The sequence below is a fragment of the Microbacterium sp. AG790 genome (assembly GCF_003634765.1).
Lineage (GTDB): Bacteria > Actinomycetota > Actinomycetes > Actinomycetales > Microbacteriaceae > Microbacterium.
On sequence record NZ_RBWZ01000014.1, the window covers coordinates 39,065 to 60,306 of the forward strand.

Genomic DNA, 21,242 nt, shown 5'->3' on the forward strand with positions numbered 1-21,242 from the left:
AACAAGGAGAATCCCATGGCATTCAGCAACGACGAGGTCCTCGCAGGACTCGCCGAGCTCATCACTGACGAGACCGGCATCTCGGCGGACGAGGTCGCGCTGGAGAAGTCGTTCACGGACGACCTCGACATCGACTCGATCTCGATGATGACGATCGTCGTCAACGCCGAGGAGAAGTTCGGCGTGACCATCCCCGACGAAGAGGTCAAGAACCTCAAGACCGTCGGCGACGCCGTCACCTTCATCACCACCAACCAGGCCTGACCTCAGGCCTCGCCACCTGCACCCCGGTGGGGGCCGTCGTGCCCCCACCGGAGCATCCGAGGAGACCATGAGCATTCCCCGAATCGTCGTCACCGGCATCGGCGCATCCAGTCCCATCGGCGGGACCGCGCCGGAGAGCTGGTCCGCGCTGCTGGGTGGCGCATCCGGCGCCCGCACCCTCGAGTACGACTGGGTCGAGCAGTACAACCTGCCCGTCACGTTCGCGGCCCAGGCTGCGGTGCGTCCCGACACCGTGCTCGAGCGTCCGATCGCCAAGCGCCTCGACCCGTCCTCGCAGTTCGCGCTCGTCGCGGCGATGGAAGCGTGGGCGGATGCCGGGAGCCCGGAGGTCGACCCGGAGCGGCTCGGCGTCGATTTCGCGACCGGCATCGGCGGCCTGTGGACCCTCCTGGACGCGTGGGACACCCTCCGCGAGAAGGGCCCGCGTCGGGTGCTCCCGATGACGGTTCCGATGCTCATGCCCAACGCTGCTGCGGGCAACCTGTCGCTGCACTTCGGTGCGCGCGCCTATGCGCGCACGGTCGCCAGTGCGTGTGCCTCCAGCACGGAGTCGATCGTCAACGCCATCGAGCACCTGCGTGACGGCCTCGCCGACGTGGTGATCGCGGGAGGCACCGAATCGGTGATCCATCCCGTCACCATCGCGTCCTTCTCCTCGATGCAGGCGTTGTCCAAGCGCAATGACTCCCCCGAGACGGCATCGCGTCCCGGCAGCATCGACCGCGACGGGTTCGTCATGGGCGAGGGCGCCGGTGTGCTGATCCTCGAGACCGAGGAGCACGCCAAGGCGCGCGGCGCGAAGATCTACGCGGTCGTGGTCGGCGGCGGTGTCACGGCCGACTCGTATCACATCACGGCGAACGATCCCGAGGGTACCGGCGCCGCGCGTGCGGTGAACCTCGCGCTGGCCATGGCCGACGCGTCCCCGGACGACGTGACCCACATCAACGCCCACGCCACGTCGACGCCGGTCGGAGACCCGAACGAGTACGTCGCGTTGAAGAGCGTGTTCGGCGACCGCATCGATGAGATCCCGGTCTCGGCGACGAAGGCCTCGACCGGTCATCTCCTCGGCGGCACCGGCGCTCTGGAGGCCATCTTCACAATTCTGGCCATCCGCGATCGCGTCGCGCCCCCGACGATCAACATGACCGAGCAGGACCCCGCTGTCCCGTTCCGTCTCTCGGGTGCGCCGACTCCCCTCGGTGACGGCCCGCAGCTCGCGATCAGCAACTCGTTCGGCTTCGGCGGACACAACGCCGTCGCCGCCTTCGCTTCGGTCTGAGCAACGCGCGTGAAGACGCCCCCGCATCCGTGAGGATGGCGGGGGCGTCTTTCGTGTCAGACGGGGATGCGCGGTCTCGGTCTCCGGGAAGCCGTCCGAAGCCGGTACTGGCGCCTCGACCCGTCTGAGGTCGACGTGGTGGGCCTCAGCCCACCTTGTGCAGCCACACGACGCGAGCGTCGTCGCTGGCGTGGCGGAACGGTTCGAGCTCTTCGTCCCACGTGGAGCCCAGCGCGACCTGCAGCTCGCGCTGGAGGTCGTAGGGGTCGCCGGCGGCGATCTCCATCGCGTAGCGGATGCGATCCTCTCCGATCACGACGTTTCCTGCCGCGTCGGTCTGGGCATAGTGGATGCCGAGGTCCGGCGTGTGCATCCACCGCCCGCCGTCCGAGCGTGCACTGGGGTCTTCGCTCACCTCGAACCGCAGGTGCTCCCATCCCCGGATCGCGGTCGCGAGGGCGGCGCCGGTGCCGGCGGGGCCCTCCCAGTAGAACTCGGCGCGGCGGCTGCCGGCGAGAACGGGCTGGTCTGCCCACTCGAAGTTCACCGCGCGTCCGAGAGCGCGCCCCACTGCCCACTCGAGGTGGGGGCACAGCGCACGTGGCGCGGAGTGGATGTAGATCACTCCGCGCGCCTGTGGGGTCGACGTGGTCGCCATCGCGATTCTCCGTTTCTTCAGGTACGTCTTCCCCTACGACCTGAGTGTCGGATGCGTGGCGCCTATGTGGTTGTGGGCCCATTATGGCCGATAACGACGCGGAATCACAACCGTGTCATTGGTAGGGCGGGTGGGACTTGAACCCACGATCGTCGGGTTATGAGCCCGCTGCCTTGACCAGCTTGGCCACCGCCCCCTGTCCCCGGAAGTCTAGCGGGGGCGCGGGTCGTCCCGATCGCGCACGGGAGGCTCCGGCCACACCTTCGCGACGGCATCCGTCAGACGCTGAGACCCGGGAGACACCGCGTCGGTGCTGCCGCGCGTGATCGGAATCTCCTGGCTGTCACTGATGACCTGCGGGTGGTGACGGGCCAGCTGGAAGACGCCGCTCACGGCCAGCGCGCCTGCGACGACGAAGCCGCCGTACGCCCAGAGGGGGGCGCCGTCGGCCTCGCGCAGCACCGCCAAGCCGATGACGATGGCGACGATCGGGTCGATGACGGTCAGGCCGGCGATCACGAGGTCGGGGGGGCCCGACGCGTACGCCGTCTGCACGAAGTAGGCGCCGATCGCGGTGCCGGTCAGCAGTGCGGCGATGCACACGAGCGTGAGCCACTCGAAATCGCCGGTGCGGATGCGGCTGAGCACGACCTTCGCGAGCGTCGCGACGAAGCCGTACATGATGCCGGCGGCGACGATGTAGAACAGGGCGCCGATGCGGGTGCGCAGCCACAGCCACAGCGCCGTCAGCACGATGGCGACGCCGGCGAGGATCAGAAGAACGGTGATCAGTTGCTCGTCGCTGATCGGCGTCTCGGTCGCGTACAGGGCGGCGATGGTGACGAACACGAAGATACCGGCGACGCAGAGGCCGATGGCGGTCAGTGAGCGCCGCGTCGGCTTGAGGCCGCTGATGCGGGCGTTGAGCAGCGTCGTGATGACCAACGAGACCGCGCCGAGAGGCTGCACCAGGATGAGGGGGGCGAACGACAGTGCCGTCAGCTGGCACACGATGGCCAGTCCCAGCATCACTGTGCCGGCCACCCATGACGGCCTGCGCAGCAGGTTCCAGATCTGTCCGCCGGTGAGTCCGGTGCCGCCGGCGGTGGACGTGAGCCGCTCGACCTTCTGTACGCCGCGGTGCTGATACTGTGCGCCGAAGGACATGAAGACCGCGCCCAGCAGCGCGAGCGGAATGCCGATGAGGATGCCGGGGTCCGCGAAGACGCCGACGAGCTTGTCGGTGACGTCTCCGAGGTCGTTGAGGGCGGCATGCACCCCTCGACACTAACCGCCAGGTGTGCTCGATAGGCTCAGGACGTGGCTGTTCTTCCGATTCGCATCATGGGCGATCCCGTCCTGCACTCCCCCGCCGACCCCGTCTCCGAAATCACCGATGAGATCCGCACACTGGTCGCCGACATGTTCGAGACGATGGATGCCGCCCCCGGCGTCGGTCTCGCGGCCCCCCAGGTAGGGGTGGGCCTGCGCATCTACACGTACAGCTACCAAGACGATGACGGGCAGCCCTGGCGCGGAGTCATCCTCAACCCAGAACTGTGGATGCGTCCGTCGGTGCCCGGGGCACCCGACCCGGACGACGAGTCGGAGGGGTGCCTGTCGTTCCCGGGCGAGCGCTTCGCGTTGCGCCGCTCCGACGAGGTCCTGGTCACCGGCATCGATCTCGACGGTGAGCCGATCCGCATCCGGGTCGATGGCTGGCGCGCGCGCATCATGCAGCACGAGTTCGACCACCTCGACGGCATCCTTTATGTGGACCGCCTGGACGACGGCGACTGGAAGACCGTCCAGAAGATCGCCCGCAAGCGCGGCTGGGGTCGTCCGGGGGCGTCCTGGACGCCGGGAATCGACGATCTCGACGCCTGATCTTCGATCGACGCTGCGCGAGCTGTCCAGTCTGAAGCCTCGCGCCGGGCAACGAAAACGGCCCCAGAGTGGAGTCTGGGGCCGTTCGCTCCCCGGCTTGGACTCGAACCAAGAACCTGCCGGTTAACAGCCGGCTGCTCTGCCAATTGAGCTACCGAGGATCAATCACCCGCGAGCGGGCAACCCGTCCATATTAGCAAACGTCGAGGTGTGCTCGTGACACGTGGCACGTTTTCACGAGACCATGCGGGTGCCGCCGTCGGGTGTCCACAGCAGATCGGTCGTGCCGTGCCCGTACCCCACGGGCAGGCCGGCCCGCAGCACCAGCACATCGCCGTCCAACTCCCGCACGGCCTCGGCGTCGTTGGTGACCATCAGGATCGCCATGCCGTCCTCGTCGCGCCGACGCAGCAGCGCATCGCGCGCGGCTTGTCTCACCTCGACGTCGAGGTTGGCGTACGGGTCGTCGCCGATGAAGACCCGTGGTTGCAGTACGAGTGCGCGCGCGATCGCGACGCGCTGTCGCATGCCTGAACTCAGCTCGTAGGGGTACCGGGTGGCCGCCCCGAGGGGAAGCTCGAACTCGTCCAGCAGCCCGGCGACCCGGACGGCCAAGGCTCTCTGATTGACGCGGCGATCTCGGCTCGTGATCGGCTCGCCGATGACGTCGCCGACGGTCAGCCGTGCCGGAAGCCCGGCTCCTGCGCGCTGCGGGACATACCCGGTGTAGTAGGCGCGCACGCGTGCAGCGCGTCCCCTGCGCCGGATGGCCGTGCCGTCGACCCAGGCGTCGCCGCCGACGACCGCGAGCGAGTCGTCGTCCGCGCCGGCGAGCAGGGCCGCAAGCGTGGACTTGCCTGACCCGGTCGTGCCCATCACCGCCAGCGCGCGGCCCGGGTCGACCCGGAAGCTGACTCCTTCGACGACGCGCACTCCGGCGCGCGCGATCGACAGGTCGTCGCAGCGAAGAGCGGCAGGATTGTCGGTGGGGGCACGACGCGGCATGCGCTCATCCTGCCTGCTCTCGCCCGCGCGCGCCACCGCGCCCGTGCGCGTGCGGCCGCGCCACCCGGTCAGAGCGGAGCCTCGGTCAGAGCGCGCCGGCGCGCATCCAGCTCGCGCAGCGCCAGCCGCACCGCCCGACCCTGCTCCGAATCGGGGGGAAGCCGCTGGATCGTGCCGAGCAACTCGTTCTTCTCCCGGTCGACCGCGCGCAGGCGCAGCTTGCGTGCCAGCCCGCGCGTATAGGCCGCTGCCTCTGCCTCGGTCAGTGCGGGGAAGTCCGCGGTCAGCAGTTCCACGGCGAGCGAGCGATACGGTTCGCGCACGGACTCCACCGCCGTCGACGCCCAGCCGATGCGTCTGCGGTCGCCCTGCGCCAGGAGGGACTGGCGCACCGCGTCGAGGGCGGGAATCTGCATGGGCAGCGCGAGGGCGGCATCCACCTCCTCGCCGTCGACGAGGTGACCGTACTGCAGCACACCCATGAGGGCATCGCGCTCGAGCGTTGCGTCGGCGGTGCGTGGGAGTGTGCGCAGGTTCATCCGGAGTGCGGGTTCGTCGACCACGGGTGTGGGCGCGGTCCCGTCGGAGCTCGAGGAGTTCGCGGACGCGGTCGACGTGGGGCGGTGTGCGTCGCCCTCGCGGCGTGCGCTGTCTCGCGCGGCGCGGTCGACCTCGCGGCGGACATCCTCGGTGTCCATGCCGAGACGGCGGGCCAGCACTCGCGTGTACTCCGGCTGCAGCAGCGGGTCGCGCAGCTCCCCCACGACGGGTGCAGCGGCCCGCAACGCCCCGACACGACCCTCGACGCTCGCGAGGTCGAACCCCGAAAGACGCTGATCGATGACGAACTCGAACATCGGCACCTTGGTCTCGAGCATGGCACGCACCGCCGCGTCCCCGCGTTCCAACCGCAGATCGCAGGGGTCCAGCCCCTGCGGTCCGGTGGCGACGTAGGTCTGCGCGTTGAAGCGCTTGGCATCGGCGAAGGCGCGCAGCGCCGCTTTCTGGCCCGCGGCATCCGGGTCGAAGGTGAACACGACCTCGCCCGCCGCCGTGTCGTCGCCCATGACGCGGCGCAGCACGGTGATGTGATCCGAGCCGAAGGCGGTGCCACAGGTGGCCACAGCCGTCGTGACGCCGGCGAGATGGCACGCCATGACGTCGGTGTAGCCCTCGACGACGACGACGCGGTGCGAGCGCGACACGTCCTTCTTCGCGAGGTCCAGGCCGTAGAGCACCTGCGCCTTCTTGTAGATCGTGGTCTCGGGGGTGTTGAGGTACTTCGGGCCCTTGTCGTCCTCGTACAGGCGTCGTGCGCCGAAGCCGATGGTCTGTCCGGTGACGTCGCGGATGGGCCAGACGACGCGTCCCCGGAAGCGGTCGTAGACGCCGCGCTGACCCTGCGACACGAGTCCCGCGGCCGACAGCTCCTCATCGCTGAATCCCTGGGCGCGCATCGCGTCGCGCAGGTGGTCCCAGCCCTTCGGCGCGTACCCCACGCCGAAGTGCGCCGCGGCGCCGGCGTCGAATCCGCGCTCACCGAGGAAGCGCCGCCCGGCGTCGGCCTCCGGCGATGAGAGCTGGCCGCGGAACCACTCGGCGGCGGCCGCGTTCGCCTGGTACAACCGCGTGCGCCCGCTCGTCTCGGGGGCCGCTCCGCCGTCCTCGTAGTGCAGCGTGTATCCGATGCGCGCCGCGAGGCGCTCGACCGCTTCGGTGAAGGAGAGATGGTCCATCGCCCGCAGGAACGAGTAGACGTCGCCCGACTCGCCGCACCCGAAGCAGTGGTAATAGCCGACCTGCGGGCGCACGTGGAAGCTGGGACTGCGCTCGTCGTGGAAGGGACAGAGCCCCTTGAGCGATCCGACACCGGCGGACTTCAGCGCAACCCGCTCGCCGACGATGTCGCCGATGTTGATGCGGGCCTTGACCTCGTCGACGTCCGACTGCCGGATACGCGCCATCAGTGCCCCTCGGCGGGCCAGAGCCCTGCGATGGGCTCCGGCAGGGCGAAGCCGCTGGGGGCGATCGTGCGGCCGTCGCCGGAGCGCAGGCCCAGCTCGCGCAGATCGACGGGCCCGATCAGACGCGCGTGCCATTCGATCGCGAAGCGGTCGGTGAAACTCGCGACCTGGTCGACGATCACGCGCTTGCGCGCGGTGTCGGTGGATGCCGCGGCGAAATCCTCCGCGTGCAGGCGGTCGAGGTGCTCGGGGCGTTCCCACAGCGCCGTCGCGAGACGCTTGAGCACCCGGCGCTGCTCCTTGTACAGGCCGCGCCGGCCGTCGATCGTCACGACGAACGCTCCGATGATGCCCTTGAGCACCGCCATCTCGGCCTCGATGACGCGCGGCACGATGACGCGTCCGTGATACCGGGTGAGGACGGGGGTCGAGTAGTGCTCCCGGGTCGCCGTCGTCGCCGCGCGTGCGAAGCGACCGATGAGGTCGGAGGTCAGGTTCTTGAGCCCCGCCAGCGCCGCGCGCGACCCGTCGAAGCCGGGCAGCCACTCGGGAATCCGCGTGAGTCGGTACAGCGCGTCCGCGAGCTCGTCGCGGGTGAATCCGAAGCCCACCCAGGCCTGGATGGCGGTCAGCAGCGCCTCGTGCTCCCGCACGTCCGCGAGCCGCGCGGGATCGAGGTAGCCGTTGAGCACGGCGTCCTCGAAGTCGTGCACCGAGTAGGCGATGTCATCGGAGAGATCCATGACCTCGGCCTCGATGCAGCGGACGCGACCCGGCGCCCCGTGTCGCATCCAACGGAAGACGGCCTCGTCCTCGGGATAGACGCCGAACTTCTCGCGCCCGCCGGGGTCGGGAACGCCATGCTCGACGGTCCAGGGGTACTTGCATGTCGCGTCGAGGCTCGCACGGGTCAGGTTGAGCCCTGCGCTGCGACCCTCGGCGTCGAGCACCTTCGGTTCGAGGCGGGAGAGGATCCGGAGGGTCTGGGCGTTGCCCTCGAACCCTCCGATGTCCTCAGCCCAGTCGTTCAGTGCGCGTTCGCCGTTGTGGCCGAACGGCGGATGCCCGATGTCGTGGCTCAGACACGCGGTGTCGACCACGTCCGGCGACAGCTCGAGCGCGATCGCCAGCTCCCGACCGACCTGCGCGACCTCCAGCGAGTGCGTGAGACGGTTACGGGCGAAGTCGGCGGGGCTGGCGGGGCTGAGCACCTGCGTCTTCGCCGCGAGACGGCGCAGAGCCGCGGAATGCAGCACGCGAGCCCGGTCACGGGCGAACCCGTCGCGCTGTGAGCGGTGCCGCTCGGGGATGAAGCGTTCGGCGTCGTGGTCGTCGTATCCGGAGGGGCGGCCCGAGGCGATGGCCACACCGCTCGCGTCACCCGCCACTGGTGTCGACCTCCGCGTCGGCGAGGGCGCGTGCCGCGTCGCCGGTCATCTCGCGGCTCTGCAGCCAGCCGTCGGGCAACGCCGGCCGCTTCGGCGTGCCGGCACGCCCGCGCTGGCCCTCGGCGGCTGCACCGGGGTACGGTGCGTCGAGGTCCAGCGTCGCCAGCAGATCGTCGATCTCGGCGAGGGTCGACACGGTCGCCAGCTGTGCCCGCGTCTCACCGCCGACCGGATAGCCCTTGAAGTACCAGGCGACGTGCTTGCGGATGTCGCGGCATCCGCGGCCCTCGTCCTCGAAGAACTCGACGAGCAGCTCCGCGTGGCGCCGGAAGGCGGCGGCGACGAAACCGAGTGTCGCGTCCACGGGCGCTGCGGCCGCGGCAGCGGGGCCGCCGAGACCGCGGGCGAGATCGCCGAACAGCCAGGGACGCCCGAGGCAGCCGCGACCGACCACGACGCCGTCGCACCCGGTCTCGGCCATCATCCGCGCGGCGTCGTCCGCCGACCAGATGTCGCCGTTGCCCAGCACCGGAATGCTGGTCACGGCCCGCTTGAGCTCGGCGATCGCCGCCCAGTCGGCCTGGCCGGAGTAGAACTCGGCGGCCGTCCGAGCGTGCAATGCGAGGGCGGCCACACCGGCATCCTCCGCGATGCGCCCCGCGTCGAGGAAGGTGAGGTGGTCGGAATCGATGCCCTTGCGCATCTTCACCGTGAGCGGCACGTCGCCGGCGGCACGTGCGGCGCGGGTGACGATCTCGCGGAACAGACCCAGCTTCCAGGGCAGTGCCGCTCCCCCGCCCTTGCGGGTCACCTTCGGGACGGGACAGCCGAAGTTGAGGTCGATGTGGTCGGCGCGGTCCTCCTCCACGAGCAGGCGGACGGCCGCCTCGGTCGTAGACGGGTCGACGCCGTAGAGCTGGATCGATCGCGGCGTCTCGGACTCGTGGTGCGTGATGAGTCGCATGGTCGTCGCGTTGCGTTCGACGAGGGCGCGCGTCGTGATCATCTCGGACACGTAGAGCCCTGCGCCGTACTCGCGGCAGAGCCGGCGGAACGCCGTATTGGTGATTCCGGCCATCGGCGCGAGGACCACCGGCGCGTCGAGCGCGATGGGACCGATACGCAGCGCGGGGCCGGTGGAGACGGAGAGGGACATCCTGTCCATTCTCCCAGACTCGCGCGGCCGTCGAGGCGGTCGGCGGTCGTATCGTGGACAACATGGCCGAGACACAGACTGCGGATGTCCGCGAGATCCCCTACACCGACGCGACGGGCGCCGAGCACACCCTTTCCGAGTTCGGCGACAAGGCCGTTCTCGTCGTGAACGTCGCCTCCAAGTGCGGTCTCGCGCCCCAGTACGAGCAGCTCGAGGAACTGCAGCGCACCTACGGCGAGCGGGGTCTGCAGGTCGTCGGATTCCCGTGCAACCAGTTCATGGGTCAGGAGCCCGGCTCGATGGAGGAGATCCTCGAGTACTGCTCGGTGACCTGGGGTGTGAGCTTCCCGATCATGGACAAGGTCCGCGTGAACGGCTCCCACGCGGCGCCGCTGTACAAGGCGCTCAAGAAGGCCAAGAACGTCGAGGGCGCGAAGGGGCCGGTCATGTGGAACTTCGAGAAGTTCCTGGTGACCCCGTCGGGTGAGGTGCACCGCTTCCGGCCGCAGACCAAGCCTGACGCCCCCGAGGTCATCGCGGCGATCGAGTCGAGCCTGCCCGCCTGAGCCCCCGCGTGCGGGCGTTTCGACTCGCTGCGCTCGCTCAACGACCGGGTGGAGCCGAGTCCTCCGGTCGTTGAGCGAGGAGCGCAGCGACGAGTCCAAACGTCGTCCGACGCGGGCCGGGCGTTTCGACTCGCTGCGCTCGCTCAACGACCGGGAGGAACCCGGCGTCAGGCGTCCTGCTTCTCCGTCCACACCTGGCGGGTGATCTGCGCGAACGCATCGGCGGGCTGCGCTCCGCTGACGCCGTACTTGCCGTCGATCACGAAGAACGGCACGCCTTGGATGCCGTAGGCCTGCGCCTGCGCCTGGTCGGCGCGCACATCGGCGAGATGCCGGCTCGACTCGAGGGCATCGCGCACCTCATCGGCGTCGAAGCCGACCTCGGCGGCGAGGGCGACGAGATCGTCGATGCGCCCGACGTGCTTGCCCTCGGTGAAGTAGGCCGACATGAGCCGCTCGGCCATATCGTTCTGACGGCCCTGTGCCTTGGCGAAGTGCAGCAGTTCGTGCGCCTTCACCGTGTTGGTGTGCTGCAGCAGGTCGAAGCGGTACTCCAGCCCCGACCCGGCGGCCACACCGGTGACCTGGTCGAGCATCTCGCGGACGCGCTCCCGCGGCATCCCCTTGTGTCCGGCGAGGAAGTCCAGTTCATCGCCCTCGAAGTCGACCGGTGTGTCCGGCGAAAGCTCGAAGGAGTGGAAGGTCACTTCGACCTGCGGGGCGTCGGGGTCGGCCGCCGTCTGTGCGAGGCCGGCCTCGAGGTTGCGCTTGCCGATGTAGCACCACGGGCAGGCGATGTCACTCCACACGTCGATCGTGATCTTGTCTGTCATGCCTGGTGCAACCTCTCTCGTGCGCGGGTCTATTCCGCGGAATCGGCCGTCGGCGCGTCGACGGCTCCACCGAAGCGGCGGCTGCGCCCGAGGTACAGCTCGATCGCGCCCCAGAGGTCGGTACGCGAGAAGTCGGGCCACAGCGTGTCGAGGAACACCATCTCCGCGTAGGCGGACTCCCACAGCAGGAAGTTGGAGGTGCGCTGCTCGCCGCTGGAACGCAGGAAGAGGTCGACGTCGGGCATGTCGGGCACGTAGAGATGCCTGCGCAGCGTCTTCTCCGTGATCGCCGACGGCTTCAGCCGTCCGGCGGCGATCTGCTCGCCCATCGCCCGCATGGCGTCGACGATCTCGTGACGGCCGCCGTAGTTGATGCACATCGTCAGCGTGAGCGTGTCGTTGCCGGCGGTGAGCTGCTCGGCGTACTGCAGTTCCTTGATGACCGATCCCCACAGGCGCGGCTTGCGTCCGGCCCACCGGATGCGGACGCCCCATTCGTTGAGCTGGTCGCGTCGGCGGTGCAGTACGTCGCGGTTGTAGCCCATGAGAAAGCGCACTTCCTCGGGCGAGCGGGCCCAGTTCTCGGTCGAGAAGGCGTAGACGCTGAGGTGTTTCACGCCCGCCTGGATCGCTCCCGCGACGACGTCCAGGAGCACTTCCTCCCCCGCCCGGTGTCCTTCGATGCGCGTGAGTCCCCGGCGGTTGGCCCACCGGCCGTTGCCGTCCATCACGATCGCGACGTGATGGGGCACACCGCCCTTGGGAAAGCGGGGCGGGTGGATGCCGGTCCAATCGAGGGGGCGGTACGGCACGGCATCGCGGTGTGTGTAGGGCTTGGGGCTCAACGGGTGCTCTCCACGTGGGACAGGGATCGGATGCCGCGCTCGAGGTGCCACTGCGCGTAGGCGGCGACCAGGCCGGATGCCGAGGCGGTGGCGGCGTGGGTCGCGGCATCCACGACGTCCCATTCTCCCGCGATCAGCGCGCGCAGCAGCGCACCGGTCTCGGGTCGCAACCGCGCGGAGCCGGCCGGGGCGCAGTCGCCGCACACGACGCCGCCCAGCTGCGCCACGAACCAGTCGTGCGGACCGGCGGCTCCGCACCGGGCGCAGTCGAACAGCGCCGGGGCCCAGCCCGACAGCGACATCGCCCGCAGGAGGTACGAGTCGAGCACGGAACGAGACGCCCGGCCGCCCTGCGCCAGGGTGCGCAGCCCTCCCACCAGAAGCAGGTACTGCTGGGGGGTGGCTTCGGCTTCGTTGAGCCGGTCGGCGGTCTCGACCATGGCATGCGCCGCCGTGTAGAGGTCGTAGTCGGCCACGATCGCGGCGCCGTAGGAGCCGAGCGACTCGGCCTGCTGCACGATGTCGAGCGAGCGGCCCTGGTAGAGCTGGACGTCGGCGACCATGAACGGCTCGAGGCGGGCTCCGAACTTCGACGATGTGCGGCGCACGCCCTTCGCGACAGCACGCACCTTGCCGTGGCGACGGCTGAGCATCGTCACGATGCGGTCCGCTTCGCCCAGCTTGTGGGTCCGCAGGACCACGACCTCGTCGCGGTAGGTGGGCACTCCTCGATTATCCCCGCCGGTGCCGACATCGGGCCGCATTGGAGACAATGGTCAGGTGACGCAGCAGCTGTTCGTGATCCCCCTCTGGGCCGACCTCCTCGCCGTGGGCCTCGGCGGCGTGCAGGGGGCGCTGTTCTCGTCGGGCTTCGTCGGACAGCGCCGGCTCGACCTGCTCGGCGTCGTCATCGTCGGCACCGTGATGGGCATGGGCGGCGGCATCATCCGCGACCTGCTGCTGAACGTCGAGCCCGCGACGCTCAAGAGCAACTGGTACCTCATCACCGCCGTCGCGGCGGCGTTGGTGGGCATGCTGCTGGCCAACATCTTCGAGCGCCTCAACGCGGTGATCGTCGCCCTCGACGCGGTGGTCATCGGCCTGTTCGGCGCCTTCGGCACGTCCAAAGCGTTGGCGCTCGGCCTTCCCCCGGTGCCCGCGGTGTTCGTCGGCGTCTGCGCGGCGGTGGGCGGCGGCATCCTTCGCGACGTGATCATGGGCCTGCCGGTGGCGATCATGCATGTCGGCTCCCTGTACGCGGTCGCCGCCGCGGTCGGCTGCGCGCTGCTCGCCTTCGCGCACGCGGTCGGCGCGCCGCTGGTCGCGGCCGCGATCGCCTCGGTGGTGGTGACGACCGTCATCCGGCTGCTCGCGGTGATCTTCGACATCTCGCTGCCCGAGCAGCGTGCACTGTATCGGCGCAAGGTCGCCGTCGAGACCAGTGCGATCCCGATCATCCGCTCCTGAGTCGTTTCGACGCGCCGCGCGCGCTCAACGACCGGGGCTGAGAGGCCTCCCGGTCGTTGAGCGCGCAGCGCAGCGACGAGTCGAAACGCGGCGTCAGACGGCGGCGAGCGAGCCGGAGCGCTCGCGCGTGCGGATCGCGCGGTTGACGCAGGAGACGATCGCCTTCAGCGACGCTGTCGAGATGTCGCCGTCGATACCGACGCCCCACAGCCGCTCACCGTCGACCTGCAGTTCGACGTAAGACGCGGCCTGCGCGTCGCCGCCGGCGCTGAGCGTGTGCTCGACGTAGTCGTAGAGCGTCACGTCGAAACCCTGCGTCCGTACGATCTCCAGGAACGCCGAGACGGGACCGTTGCCGACGCCGCGGGTCGCGATCGTCTCCTCGCCGTCGCGGAGGGTGACCTCCAGCGACACCTCGCCGGACATGTCGCTCTGCGTCCGCGTGGACAGCAGCTCGAAACGGCCCCACTTCTCGTCCGCGTTGCGCGCCGGCAGATACTCGTCGGTGAAGATGTCCCAGATCTGGTCGCTGGAGACCTCGCCGCCCTCGGCATCCGTCTTGGCCTGCACGACGCCGGAGAATTCGATCTGGAGTTTGCGGGGCAGGTCCAGCGCGTGATCCGTCTTCAGCAGGTACGCGACACCGCCCTTGCCGGACTGCGAGTTGACGCGGATGACGGCCTCGTACGAGCGACCGAGATCCTTCGGGTCGATCGGCAGGTAGGGCACGGCCCACTCGATGTCGTCGACGGTGACCCCGGATGCCGCGGCCCGCGCCTCCATCGACTCGAAGCCCTTCTTGATCGCGTCTTGGTGCGACCCGCTGAACGCGGTGAACACGAGGTCGCCCGCCCAGGGGCTGCGCTCGGGCACGGGCAGCTGATTGCAGTACTCGGCGGTGCGCTTGACCTGGTCGATGTCGCTGAAGTCGATCTGCGGGTCGATGCCCTGCGTCAGCATGTTGATGCCCAGGGCTACCAGGTCGACGTTGCCGGTGCGCTCTCCGTTTCCGAACAGGCAACCCTCGATGCGGTCCGCTCCGGCCATGTAGCCGAGCTCGGCGGCGGCGATGGCCGTGCCGCGGTCGTTGTGGGGGTGCAGCGAGATGATGACGTTCTCGCGGTGGGCGAGGTGACGGCCCATCCACTCGATCGAGTCGGCATACACGTTGGGCGTGGCCATCTCGACGGTCGCCGGCAGGTTGATGATGACCTTGCGCTCCGGGGTCGGCTCGAAGATCTCGATCACCTGGTTGCAGATGTCGACCGCGAACTCCAGCTCCGTGCCGGTGTAGGACTCGGGTGAGTACTCGTAGTACACCGCGGTCTCGGGGATGCGCTTCTCGAACTCACGGCACAGGCGCGCGCCGTTCAGCGCGATGTCGATGATGCCCTGCTTGTCGCTGCGGAAGACGACCTCGCGCTGCAGCACGCTCGTGGAGTTGTAGAGGTGCACGATCGCCTGCTTCGCGCCGGCGATCGCCTCGTACGTGCGCTCGATCAGGTGCTCGCGCGCCTGCGTCAGCACCTGGATGGTCACATCGTCGGGGATCAGGTTCTCTTCGATCAGCTGGCGCACGAAGTCGAAGTCGGTCTGGCTGGCCGAGGGGAAGCCGACCTCGATCTCCTTGTAGCCCATGCCCACGAGCAGCTCGAACATGATGCGCTTGCGCTCGGGGCTCATCGGGTCGATGAGGGCTTGGTTGCCATCGCGCAGGTCGACGGCGCACCAGCGCGGTGCGGTCGTGATGCGGGCGTCGGGCCACGTGCGGTCGGGCAGGTCGACGCGGATCTGCTCGTGGAACGGGCGGTACTTGTGCGTCGGCATGCCGGAAGGCTGCTGCATGTTCTTCATGGGGTTCGCTTCTCTTCGTCAGATGGTGCGGGCCGAGTGTCAGACGATGACAAGCTCCGCGACGAGGAGGGCCCTAGAACGAGGTCTCGTCGCGGCGGCTAAGAAGGAGGCCGAACGCGCGCATGGGGACAGCGTACACCTGCGCGACGAGCTCGACGAAACTCACGGGATCAGCGCCAGGGCTCCCCCGGGATGTCCCTCGGCCAGCAGCGCGAGCGCGGCGGGGGCGTCCTCGAGCGGGAAGGTGCGCGCCACGGGGACGGCGAGCGTCCCGGCGTTCGCCGCCGCGATGAGGCCCGCGCGCGCCTCGTCACGGAAGCGGGCGCTTGCCGGAAGGGCGCCGGCGATCCAGCGGAACCCATCGGCGTTCGCCCGCGACGGCGTGACGATCGTCACGATCCGGCCGCGATCGGCCACCAGCGCAAGCGACACGTCGACGGCCTCATCGGTGCCCACGGCATCCAGCGCCGCGACGATCGGAACGTCACCGGCGATCGCGACCACGCGCTCGAACAGCCCCGGACCGTACGCGACGGGGTCGCCGCCGAAGTGGCGCACTCGCTCGAAGGAACTCTCCGCCGCCGTCCCGATGACGTGGATGCCGCGCAGCGCCGCCAGCTGCAGCACGGCCACACCCACCGCCCCCGACGCGCCGTGCAGGAGGATCGTCTCCCCCGGCTTCGCCGCGACGACGTGCAGCATCTCCGCGGCGGTGGTGCCGGTCAGCAGCAGATTCGCCGCTTCGGGGTGGCTGAGCGGCTCCGGCTTGCGGAACACCTTCGCGGCATCCACCGTCATCTCCGTCGCGTAGCCGCCCTGCACCCGGAAGGCCACCACCTCGTCGCCGACGGAGGCAGATCCCGAACCGATCTCGGTGTCGGGTCCGATCGCGGTGATCTCGCCCGACACCTCGTAGCCGATCGGCACGGGCCAGGACTGCCCGTTCTCGGCGGCGACATGCTTCGCATCGGCGGGGTTCATGCCCGCTGCGCGCACACGGAGCGTCACTTCGCCGCGGGTCGGGGCGGGAACCGCGACCTCCGCGAGCTCCCACGCCTCGGGGCCGCCTGCCCGTACGGCCCGCCACTGCCGCGCCGTTCGCCGCGTCATGTCAGAACCCCAGCCTTCCGAGCTGCTTGGGATCGCGCTGCCATTCCTTGGCGACGCGCACGTGCAGCTTCAGGAACACCTTCGTGCCGATGAGCGGCTCGATCTGCGCTCGCGCCCGCGCGCCGACGGCGGCCAGCCGCGAGCCCTTGTGGCCGATGATGATCGCCTTCTGGCTGTCGCGCTCGACGACCAGGTTCGCGTAGATGTCGGTGAGCTCGCCCTCGTCACGGCGCGAGATGTCGTCGATCGTGACGGCGATCGAGTGCGGCAGCTCGTCGCGGACGCCTTCCAGCGCCGCCTCGCGGATGATCTCGGCGATGCGGTCCTCGAGCGACTCGTCGGTGACGATCCCCTCCTCATAGAGCGCGGGACCGGTCGGCATGAGCGTGAGCAGCTCGTCGGCGAGCACGTCGAGCTGTTCGCCCGCGACGGCCGACAGCGGGATCACCGCGTCCCAGTCCTCGCGCAGACTGTCGACCTCCATCAGCCGTTCGGTGATCTCGTCGCGGGAGGCGATGTCGGTCTTGGTGACGATGGCCACCTTCTTCGCGCGCGGGTATCCGTCGAGGGATGCCGCGATGCGGCGGTCGCCGGGACCCACCTTCTCCGTGGCGGGCACGAGGAAGCCGATCGCGTCCACGTCGCCGAGCACCTGTTCCACGAGGTCGTTCAGGCGCTGGCCGAGGAGCGTCCGGGGCTTGTGGATGCCGGGGGTGTCGACGATCACGAGCTGGCCGGCCGGGCGGTTGACGATGCCGCGGATCGCGCGCCGGGTGGTCTGCGGCTTGTCGGAGGTGATCGCCACCTTCTCGCCGACGAGGGCGTTCGTCAGCGTCGACTTGCCGACGTTGGGACGGCCGACGAAGGTGACGAACCCGGAGCGGGTCTGGGGGCTGGAACTCATCGGTGGGCATCCTCCCGGTCGGTGCGGTTGTCGTCGCCGAAGGCGGCGTCGACGGCGAGCAGGCTGGGGGTGGGTTCGACGAACACCGTGGCGAGGCCCCGCCCGCGCCCGCGGGAGGCGCCTCCCGTCAAGCGCAGCCCGGAGTACTCCGCGGTCGCACCGGGCAGGGGCACACGGCCGAGCAGCTTCCCGAGCAGGCCGCCGATCGAGTCGACGTCCTCGTCTTCGAGCTCGAGACCGAACAGTTCGCCGACTTCATCGAGGCCCAGGCGCGCGCTCACGCGGTACCGTCCCTCGCCCAACTCGACGATCTCGCTGGAGCGGGGATCGTACTCGTCGGAGATCTCGCCGACGAGCTCTTCGATCAGGTCTTCGAGCGTCACGAGACCCGAGACGCCGCCGTACTCGTCGACCACCAGGCACACGTGCACCGCATCGCGCTTCATCTGCTGCAGCAGCGTCTCGGCTTTCATCGATTCGGGCACGAACACCGCCGGCCGGGCGATCTGGGCGACCGGGGCGTCCCGCCATGCGGTCTCATCGCGGAACGCGAACTGCACGAGGTCTTTGAGGTAGACGACGCCGGTGATGTCGTCGGCTTCGCCGTCGGCGACCGGAACCCGTGACACGCCCTTGTCCAGGAAGAGCTGCATCGCCTGCTGCGTCGTGGCGGCGGCATCCATCGTCACCATGTCGGTGCGCGGAACCATCACCTCGCGCACGTACGTGTCGGTGAACTCGAACACGGAGTGGATGAGCTCGCGGTCGTCCTCTTCGATGAGGTCCTGCGAAGCGGCCTCGTCGACCATGCTCAGCAGTTGCTCCTCACTCGCGAACGAGGCGCCGCGGTGGATGCCGGGCGTCACCCGGTTGCCGACGAGCACGAGCAGGTGTGCGAGGGGGCCGAGCACGATGCGCGCGCCGCGCACGAGCGGGGCGCACGCCTGGAGCAGTCCGCGGGCGTGCTGGCGCCCGACGGCGCGGGGGCTTGCACCGACCAGGACGAACGACACCACGGTCATCAGCACCGCGGCGGCGAGCATGGCCCACCAGATGCTGTCGAACGCGATCGTGAAGGCCACCGTCACCACGACGGCCGCCGTCGTCTCGGCGAGGATCCTGATGAACACGACGGCGTTGCCGTGGGCTTCGGGATCGGCGCCGATCCGCCCGAGAGCGGTCGCGCTGCGTCCTGACGTCGCCATCTCGGCGAGGTCGGCGCGCGAGGTGACACCCAGCGCCGCGTCCAGCGCCGCCATCAGACCGCCGAGCGCGACCAGGAGGGCCGCCGCGATGAGCAGGAGGATCTCGGTCATGCGCGTCGTCGACGCTCCGAGACGTGGAAAGCGGCGATCAGGTCGCGCTGCAGACCGAACATCTCGCGCTCCTCCTCGGGCTCGGCGTGATCGAAGCCCAGCAGGTGCAGCAGCCCGTGCGTGGTCAGCAGGATCAGCTCGTCGACGGTCGTGTGGCCGGCTGCCTGAGCCTGCGTCTCGGCGACCTGGGGGCAGAGCACGATGTCGCCGAGCAGTCCCGGCGGCGTGGGCTGTTCCTGCGTGCCCGGTCGCAACTCGTCCATCGGAAAGCTGAGTACGTCGGTGGGGCCCGGCTCGTCCATCCACTGCACGTGAAGAGCTTCCATGGCGCCTTCGTCGACGAGGAGGATCGCGACGTCGGCATCCGGGCTGACGTGCAGCTCCGCGAGGTTGTTCTCGGTCAGGCGCAGCAGCACGGTCTCGTCGATGTCGACGCCGGACTCATTGGTGATCTCGATGGTCATGAGCGTCCTCGCTGTGTTCCGTGGGGGCCGTGGTGTCCCCGGCTGTCCCGGGGTGGCAGGTGGTCTCGCGGTCCGCCGGAGCGCGGCACACCGCTGCGACGCTCGGTGCGATTGGCGAACTCGGCGGCTTCGTCTCGTTCTCGGCGGGCGGCCAGGCGCTGCTCGTCGTACACGCTGTAGGCATCGACGATCCGGCCGACGAGGCTGTGGCGCACCACGTCTTCGCTGGTCAGCAGCGAGAAGTGGATGTCGTCGATATCCTTCAGCACGCGCGTCACGAGCCGCAGCCCCGAGGCTCCCTGCGGCAGGTCGACCTGGGTGATGTCACCGGTCACGACCATGCGGGTGCCGAAGCCCAGACGCGTGAGGAACATCTTCATCTGCTCGGGCGTCGTGTTCTGGGCCTCGTCGAGCACGACGAACGAGTTGTTGAGCGTGCGTCCGCGCATGTACGCCAGCGGGGCGACCTCGATCGTGCCCGACGCCATGAGCTTGGGGACGATCTCCGGGTCCATCATCTCGTTCAGCGCGTCATAGAGCGGCCGCAGGTACGGGTCGATCTTGTCGGTCAGGGTGCCGGGCAGAAACCCCAAGCGTTCCCCCGCTTCCACCGCCGGCCGCGTCAGGATGATGCGGTCGACCTCCTTGCGCTGCAGCGCCTGGACGGCTTTCGCCATCGCGAGGTAGGTCTTTCCGGTTCCGGCGGGACCGATGCCGAAGACGATCGTGTTCTCGTCGATCGCGTCGACGTAGCGCTTCTGACCGAGGGTCTTCGGGCGGATCGTGCGTCCACGCGAACTCAGGATCGCCTCGCCCAGGACGTCGGACGGGCGTTCGCCGGTGTCGGCCCGGAGGATGCGATTCGAGGTCTGCACGTCGGAGGGCTCCAGGCCCTGACCCGCGCGCGCCATCGCGATCAGCTCGTCGACGAGTGCGCGGGCCCGCGCAACGGACGCGGCGGCGCCGGTGAGAGTGATCTCGTTGCCGCGCACGTGCACCTGCACGTCGGGGTGTTCGCGCTCCACGACGCGCAGCAGTCGGTCCTGCGGTCCGAGCAACTGGACCATCGCCACTCCGTCCGCGAGAATCCGGTCGACCGCGTGCTCGGTCGCGTTCGCGTCGTCGGCGGAATCAACCACCGAGGCTCCCCTCGTCCAGTCCCCCGGCCAGCACATGCGCGTGGACGTGGAAGACCGTCTGACCGGCGCCCGGCCCCGTGTTGAACACCAGGCGGAAGTCGCCGTCTGCGTGCTCGGCGGCCAGAGTGTTCGCGAGTGCGATCATCTCGCTCATGAGGGCGGGATCGGACGCGGCCAACTCGACGACGTCGCGGTAGGCGGCACTCTTCGGGATGATCAGCAGGTGCACGGGCGCTTGGGGTGCGATATCGCGGATCGCGAACACGTTCTCGGTCTCGGCGAGGATCTCGGCCGGGATCTCGCCCTCCAGGATGCGCGTGAAGATGGACGGTTCGCTCATACTCCGAGTGTAGTCAGCGCCCGTCACCAGCGGCCGAGGCGGGCGTTGACGACGGCGAGGGCAGCCGGCCCGGCCGTCGAGGTGCGAAGCACCGTGTCGCCGAGGCGGACGGCGGTGGCTCCGGCATCGGCCAGGGCGTCGAGTTCGTCGGGAGCGATGCCGCCCTCGGGGCCGACGACGAGCACGACCTCCGCGCTATCGGTCAGCGACAGGGTGCTGAGGGGCACGGACGCCGTCGGCTCCAGGACCAGCACGCGGGCATGTGCGGCACGTGCGGCGAGGCCGGCGACGGACACCGGCGTCGACACGCGCGGAACCCAGGAGCGGTGCGCCTGCTTCGCGGCCTCGCGGACGATGCTCTGCCAACGCGCGACGCCTTTGACGGCCTTGTCGCCGCCCCAGCGCGACACGCTGCGCGCCCCCTGCCACGGCACGATCTCGTCCACGCCGAGTTCGATCGCCGCCTGCACGGCGAGCTCGTCGCGGTCGCCCTTCGCGAGCGCCTGGGCGAGAACGAGACGTGGGGTCGGCGCCTCGGTGACAGAGCGGCCGGTCACCGTCACTGCGACGCGCTTGGGGGCGGATGCCGCGACGATGCCCGTGAGCCAGACGCCCGCACCATCGCCGACGGTGACCTCCTCACCGACCCGGACGCGGCGGACGACCGCCGCATGATGGGCCTCGGCGCCGGTGATGACGATCTCGTCGCCCAGAGCCGCGTCGGCGACGGCGGGCCCGTCGGTCGGCGGTTCGTCGACGAGGAAGTGCAGTGCCAT

Annotated in this window: 22 protein-coding genes and 2 tRNA genes; 5 read left to right on the top strand and 19 right to left on the bottom strand. The window is 69.4% G+C overall.

Annotation, left to right across the window (positions count from 1 at the left end; all coding sequences use genetic code 11):
* Positions 1-15: 15 nt before the first annotated feature.
* Together DEU37_RS14395 and DEU37_RS14400 are read left to right on the top strand one after the other, a co-directional pair.
* A complete protein-coding gene (locus DEU37_RS14395) occupies positions 16-264 on the top strand; it encodes an acyl carrier protein (RefSeq protein ID WP_005049448.1) in 249 nt (82 codons plus the stop codon).
* Positions 265-331: 67 nt separating this feature from the next.
* Positions 332-1,570 (top strand): beta-ketoacyl synthase, encoded by a 1,239-nt coding sequence (locus DEU37_RS14400; protein ID WP_005049447.1) that lies wholly within the window; start codon positions 332-334, stop codon positions 1,568-1,570.
* Positions 1,571-1,715: 145 nt separating this feature from the next.
* Here DEU37_RS14400 and DEU37_RS14405 read toward each other — a convergent pair whose 3' ends face one another.
* From DEU37_RS14405 to DEU37_RS14415, 3 genes are all read right to left on the bottom strand, one after another.
* Positions 1,716-2,228, bottom strand: a complete 513-nt coding sequence (locus DEU37_RS14405; protein ID WP_121191290.1) for a DUF3145 domain-containing protein — start codon at positions 2,226-2,228, stop codon at positions 1,716-1,718.
* A gap of 119 nt (positions 2,229-2,347) precedes the next feature.
* Positions 2,348-2,424: transfer RNA gene (locus tag DEU37_RS14410), tRNA-Ile, on the bottom strand.
* A gap of 14 nt (positions 2,425-2,438) precedes the next feature.
* Complete coding sequence (locus DEU37_RS14415; RefSeq protein ID WP_121191291.1) at positions 2,439-3,506, bottom strand: DMT family transporter; 1,068 nt, start codon at positions 3,504-3,506, stop codon at positions 2,439-2,441.
* A 42-nt stretch (positions 3,507-3,548) separates the two neighbouring features.
* Here DEU37_RS14415 and def point away from each other — a divergent pair, with 42 nt between their 5' ends.
* Positions 3,549-4,115, top strand: coding sequence for a peptide deformylase (def, locus tag DEU37_RS14420; RefSeq protein WP_121191292.1), 567 nt, complete (start codon positions 3,549-3,551; stop codon positions 4,113-4,115).
* Between the two features lie 88 nt (positions 4,116-4,203).
* On the opposite strand, the gene DEU37_RS14425 is transcribed toward def, so the two are convergent.
* The 5 genes from DEU37_RS14425 to dusB form a co-directional block, all read right to left on the bottom strand.
* A tRNA-Asn gene (locus DEU37_RS14425) sits at positions 4,204-4,276 on the bottom strand.
* Positions 4,277-4,349: 73 nt separating this feature from the next.
* Positions 4,350-5,120: an ATP-binding cassette domain-containing protein gene (locus tag DEU37_RS14430; RefSeq protein ID WP_121191293.1), complete on the bottom strand. Its 771-nt coding sequence runs from the start codon at positions 5,118-5,120 to the stop codon at positions 4,350-4,352.
* A 68-nt stretch (positions 5,121-5,188) separates the two neighbouring features.
* The gene (gene dnaG, locus DEU37_RS14435; RefSeq protein ID WP_121191294.1) at positions 5,189-7,084 is read right to left on the bottom strand and encodes a DNA primase; all 1,896 of its coding nucleotides are present in this window, start codon (positions 7,082-7,084) and stop codon (positions 5,189-5,191) included.
* A complete protein-coding gene (locus DEU37_RS14440) occupies positions 7,084-8,472 on the bottom strand; it encodes a deoxyguanosinetriphosphate triphosphohydrolase (protein WP_121191295.1) in 1,389 nt (462 codons plus the stop codon). Before DEU37_RS14440 ends, dnaG begins: the two co-directional genes overlap by 1 nt.
* Entirely contained in the window at positions 8,462-9,628 is a 1,167-nt protein-coding gene (gene dusB / locus DEU37_RS14445) for a tRNA dihydrouridine synthase DusB (RefSeq protein WP_121191296.1), read from the bottom strand. The genes DEU37_RS14440 and dusB overlap by 11 nt, the downstream gene beginning before the upstream one ends.
* Before the next feature lie 62 nt (positions 9,629-9,690).
* Between dusB and DEU37_RS14450 the strand changes: the two genes are divergently transcribed.
* Positions 9,691-10,194 (top strand): glutathione peroxidase, encoded by a 504-nt coding sequence (locus DEU37_RS14450; RefSeq protein WP_121191333.1) that lies wholly within the window; start codon positions 9,691-9,693, stop codon positions 10,192-10,194.
* Between the two features lie 167 nt (positions 10,195-10,361).
* Here the strand turns inward: DEU37_RS14450 and DEU37_RS14455 are convergent, their stop codons facing one another.
* The 3 genes from DEU37_RS14455 to recO are packed head-to-tail and all read right to left on the bottom strand — an operon-like array spanning position 10,362 to position 12,597.
* A complete protein-coding gene (locus DEU37_RS14455; RefSeq protein ID WP_121191297.1) occupies positions 10,362-11,027 on the bottom strand; it encodes a DsbA family protein in 666 nt (221 codons plus the stop codon).
* 29 nt (positions 11,028-11,056) lie between these two features.
* Complete coding sequence (locus DEU37_RS14460; protein ID WP_121191298.1) at positions 11,057-11,872, bottom strand: isoprenyl transferase; 816 nt, start codon at positions 11,870-11,872, stop codon at positions 11,057-11,059.
* Positions 11,869-12,597, bottom strand: coding sequence for a DNA repair protein RecO (gene recO / locus DEU37_RS14465; protein ID WP_016465152.1), 729 nt, complete (start codon positions 12,595-12,597; stop codon positions 11,869-11,871). The genes DEU37_RS14460 and recO overlap by 4 nt, the downstream gene beginning before the upstream one ends.
* 55 nt (positions 12,598-12,652) lie before the next feature.
* On the opposite strand from recO, the gene DEU37_RS14470 reads away from it, so the two are divergent.
* Positions 12,653-13,339, top strand: coding sequence for a trimeric intracellular cation channel family protein (locus DEU37_RS14470; protein ID WP_121191299.1), 687 nt, complete (start codon positions 12,653-12,655; stop codon positions 13,337-13,339).
* A gap of 93 nt (positions 13,340-13,432) precedes the next feature.
* Here the strand turns inward: DEU37_RS14470 and leuA are convergent, their stop codons facing one another.
* The 8 genes from leuA to DEU37_RS14510 form a co-directional block, all read right to left on the bottom strand.
* Positions 13,433-15,193, bottom strand: coding sequence for a 2-isopropylmalate synthase (gene leuA, locus DEU37_RS14475; protein ID WP_121191300.1), 1,761 nt, complete (start codon positions 15,191-15,193; stop codon positions 13,433-13,435).
* A 162-nt stretch (positions 15,194-15,355) separates the two neighbouring features.
* Entirely contained in the window at positions 15,356-16,303 is a 948-nt protein-coding gene (locus DEU37_RS14480; RefSeq protein ID WP_121191301.1) for an NADP-dependent oxidoreductase, read from the bottom strand.
* 1 nt (position 16,304) lies between these two features.
* Positions 16,305-17,207, bottom strand: coding sequence for a GTPase Era (gene era / locus DEU37_RS14485; protein ID WP_121191302.1), 903 nt, complete (start codon positions 17,205-17,207; stop codon positions 16,305-16,307).
* On the bottom strand, positions 17,204-18,523 hold the full coding sequence (locus tag DEU37_RS14490) for a hemolysin family protein (protein WP_005049424.1): 1,320 nt from the start codon (positions 18,521-18,523) through the stop codon (positions 17,204-17,206). Before DEU37_RS14490 ends, era begins: the two co-directional genes overlap by 4 nt.
* Positions 18,520-18,987 (bottom strand): rRNA maturation RNase YbeY, encoded by a 468-nt coding sequence (ybeY, locus tag DEU37_RS14495; RefSeq protein WP_005049422.1) that lies wholly within the window; start codon positions 18,985-18,987, stop codon positions 18,520-18,522. The genes DEU37_RS14490 and ybeY overlap by 4 nt, the downstream gene beginning before the upstream one ends.
* Entirely contained in the window at positions 18,984-20,126 is a 1,143-nt protein-coding gene (locus DEU37_RS14500) for a PhoH family protein (RefSeq protein WP_121191303.1), read from the bottom strand. Before DEU37_RS14500 ends, ybeY begins: the two co-directional genes overlap by 4 nt.
* A complete protein-coding gene (locus tag DEU37_RS14505; RefSeq protein ID WP_036285009.1) occupies positions 20,119-20,466 on the bottom strand; it encodes an HIT domain-containing protein in 348 nt (115 codons plus the stop codon). Before DEU37_RS14505 ends, DEU37_RS14500 begins: the two co-directional genes overlap by 8 nt.
* Before the next feature lie 23 nt (positions 20,467-20,489).
* Positions 20,490-21,242, bottom strand: a complete 753-nt coding sequence (locus DEU37_RS14510) for a 16S rRNA (uracil(1498)-N(3))-methyltransferase (RefSeq protein WP_121191304.1) — start codon at positions 21,240-21,242, stop codon at positions 20,490-20,492.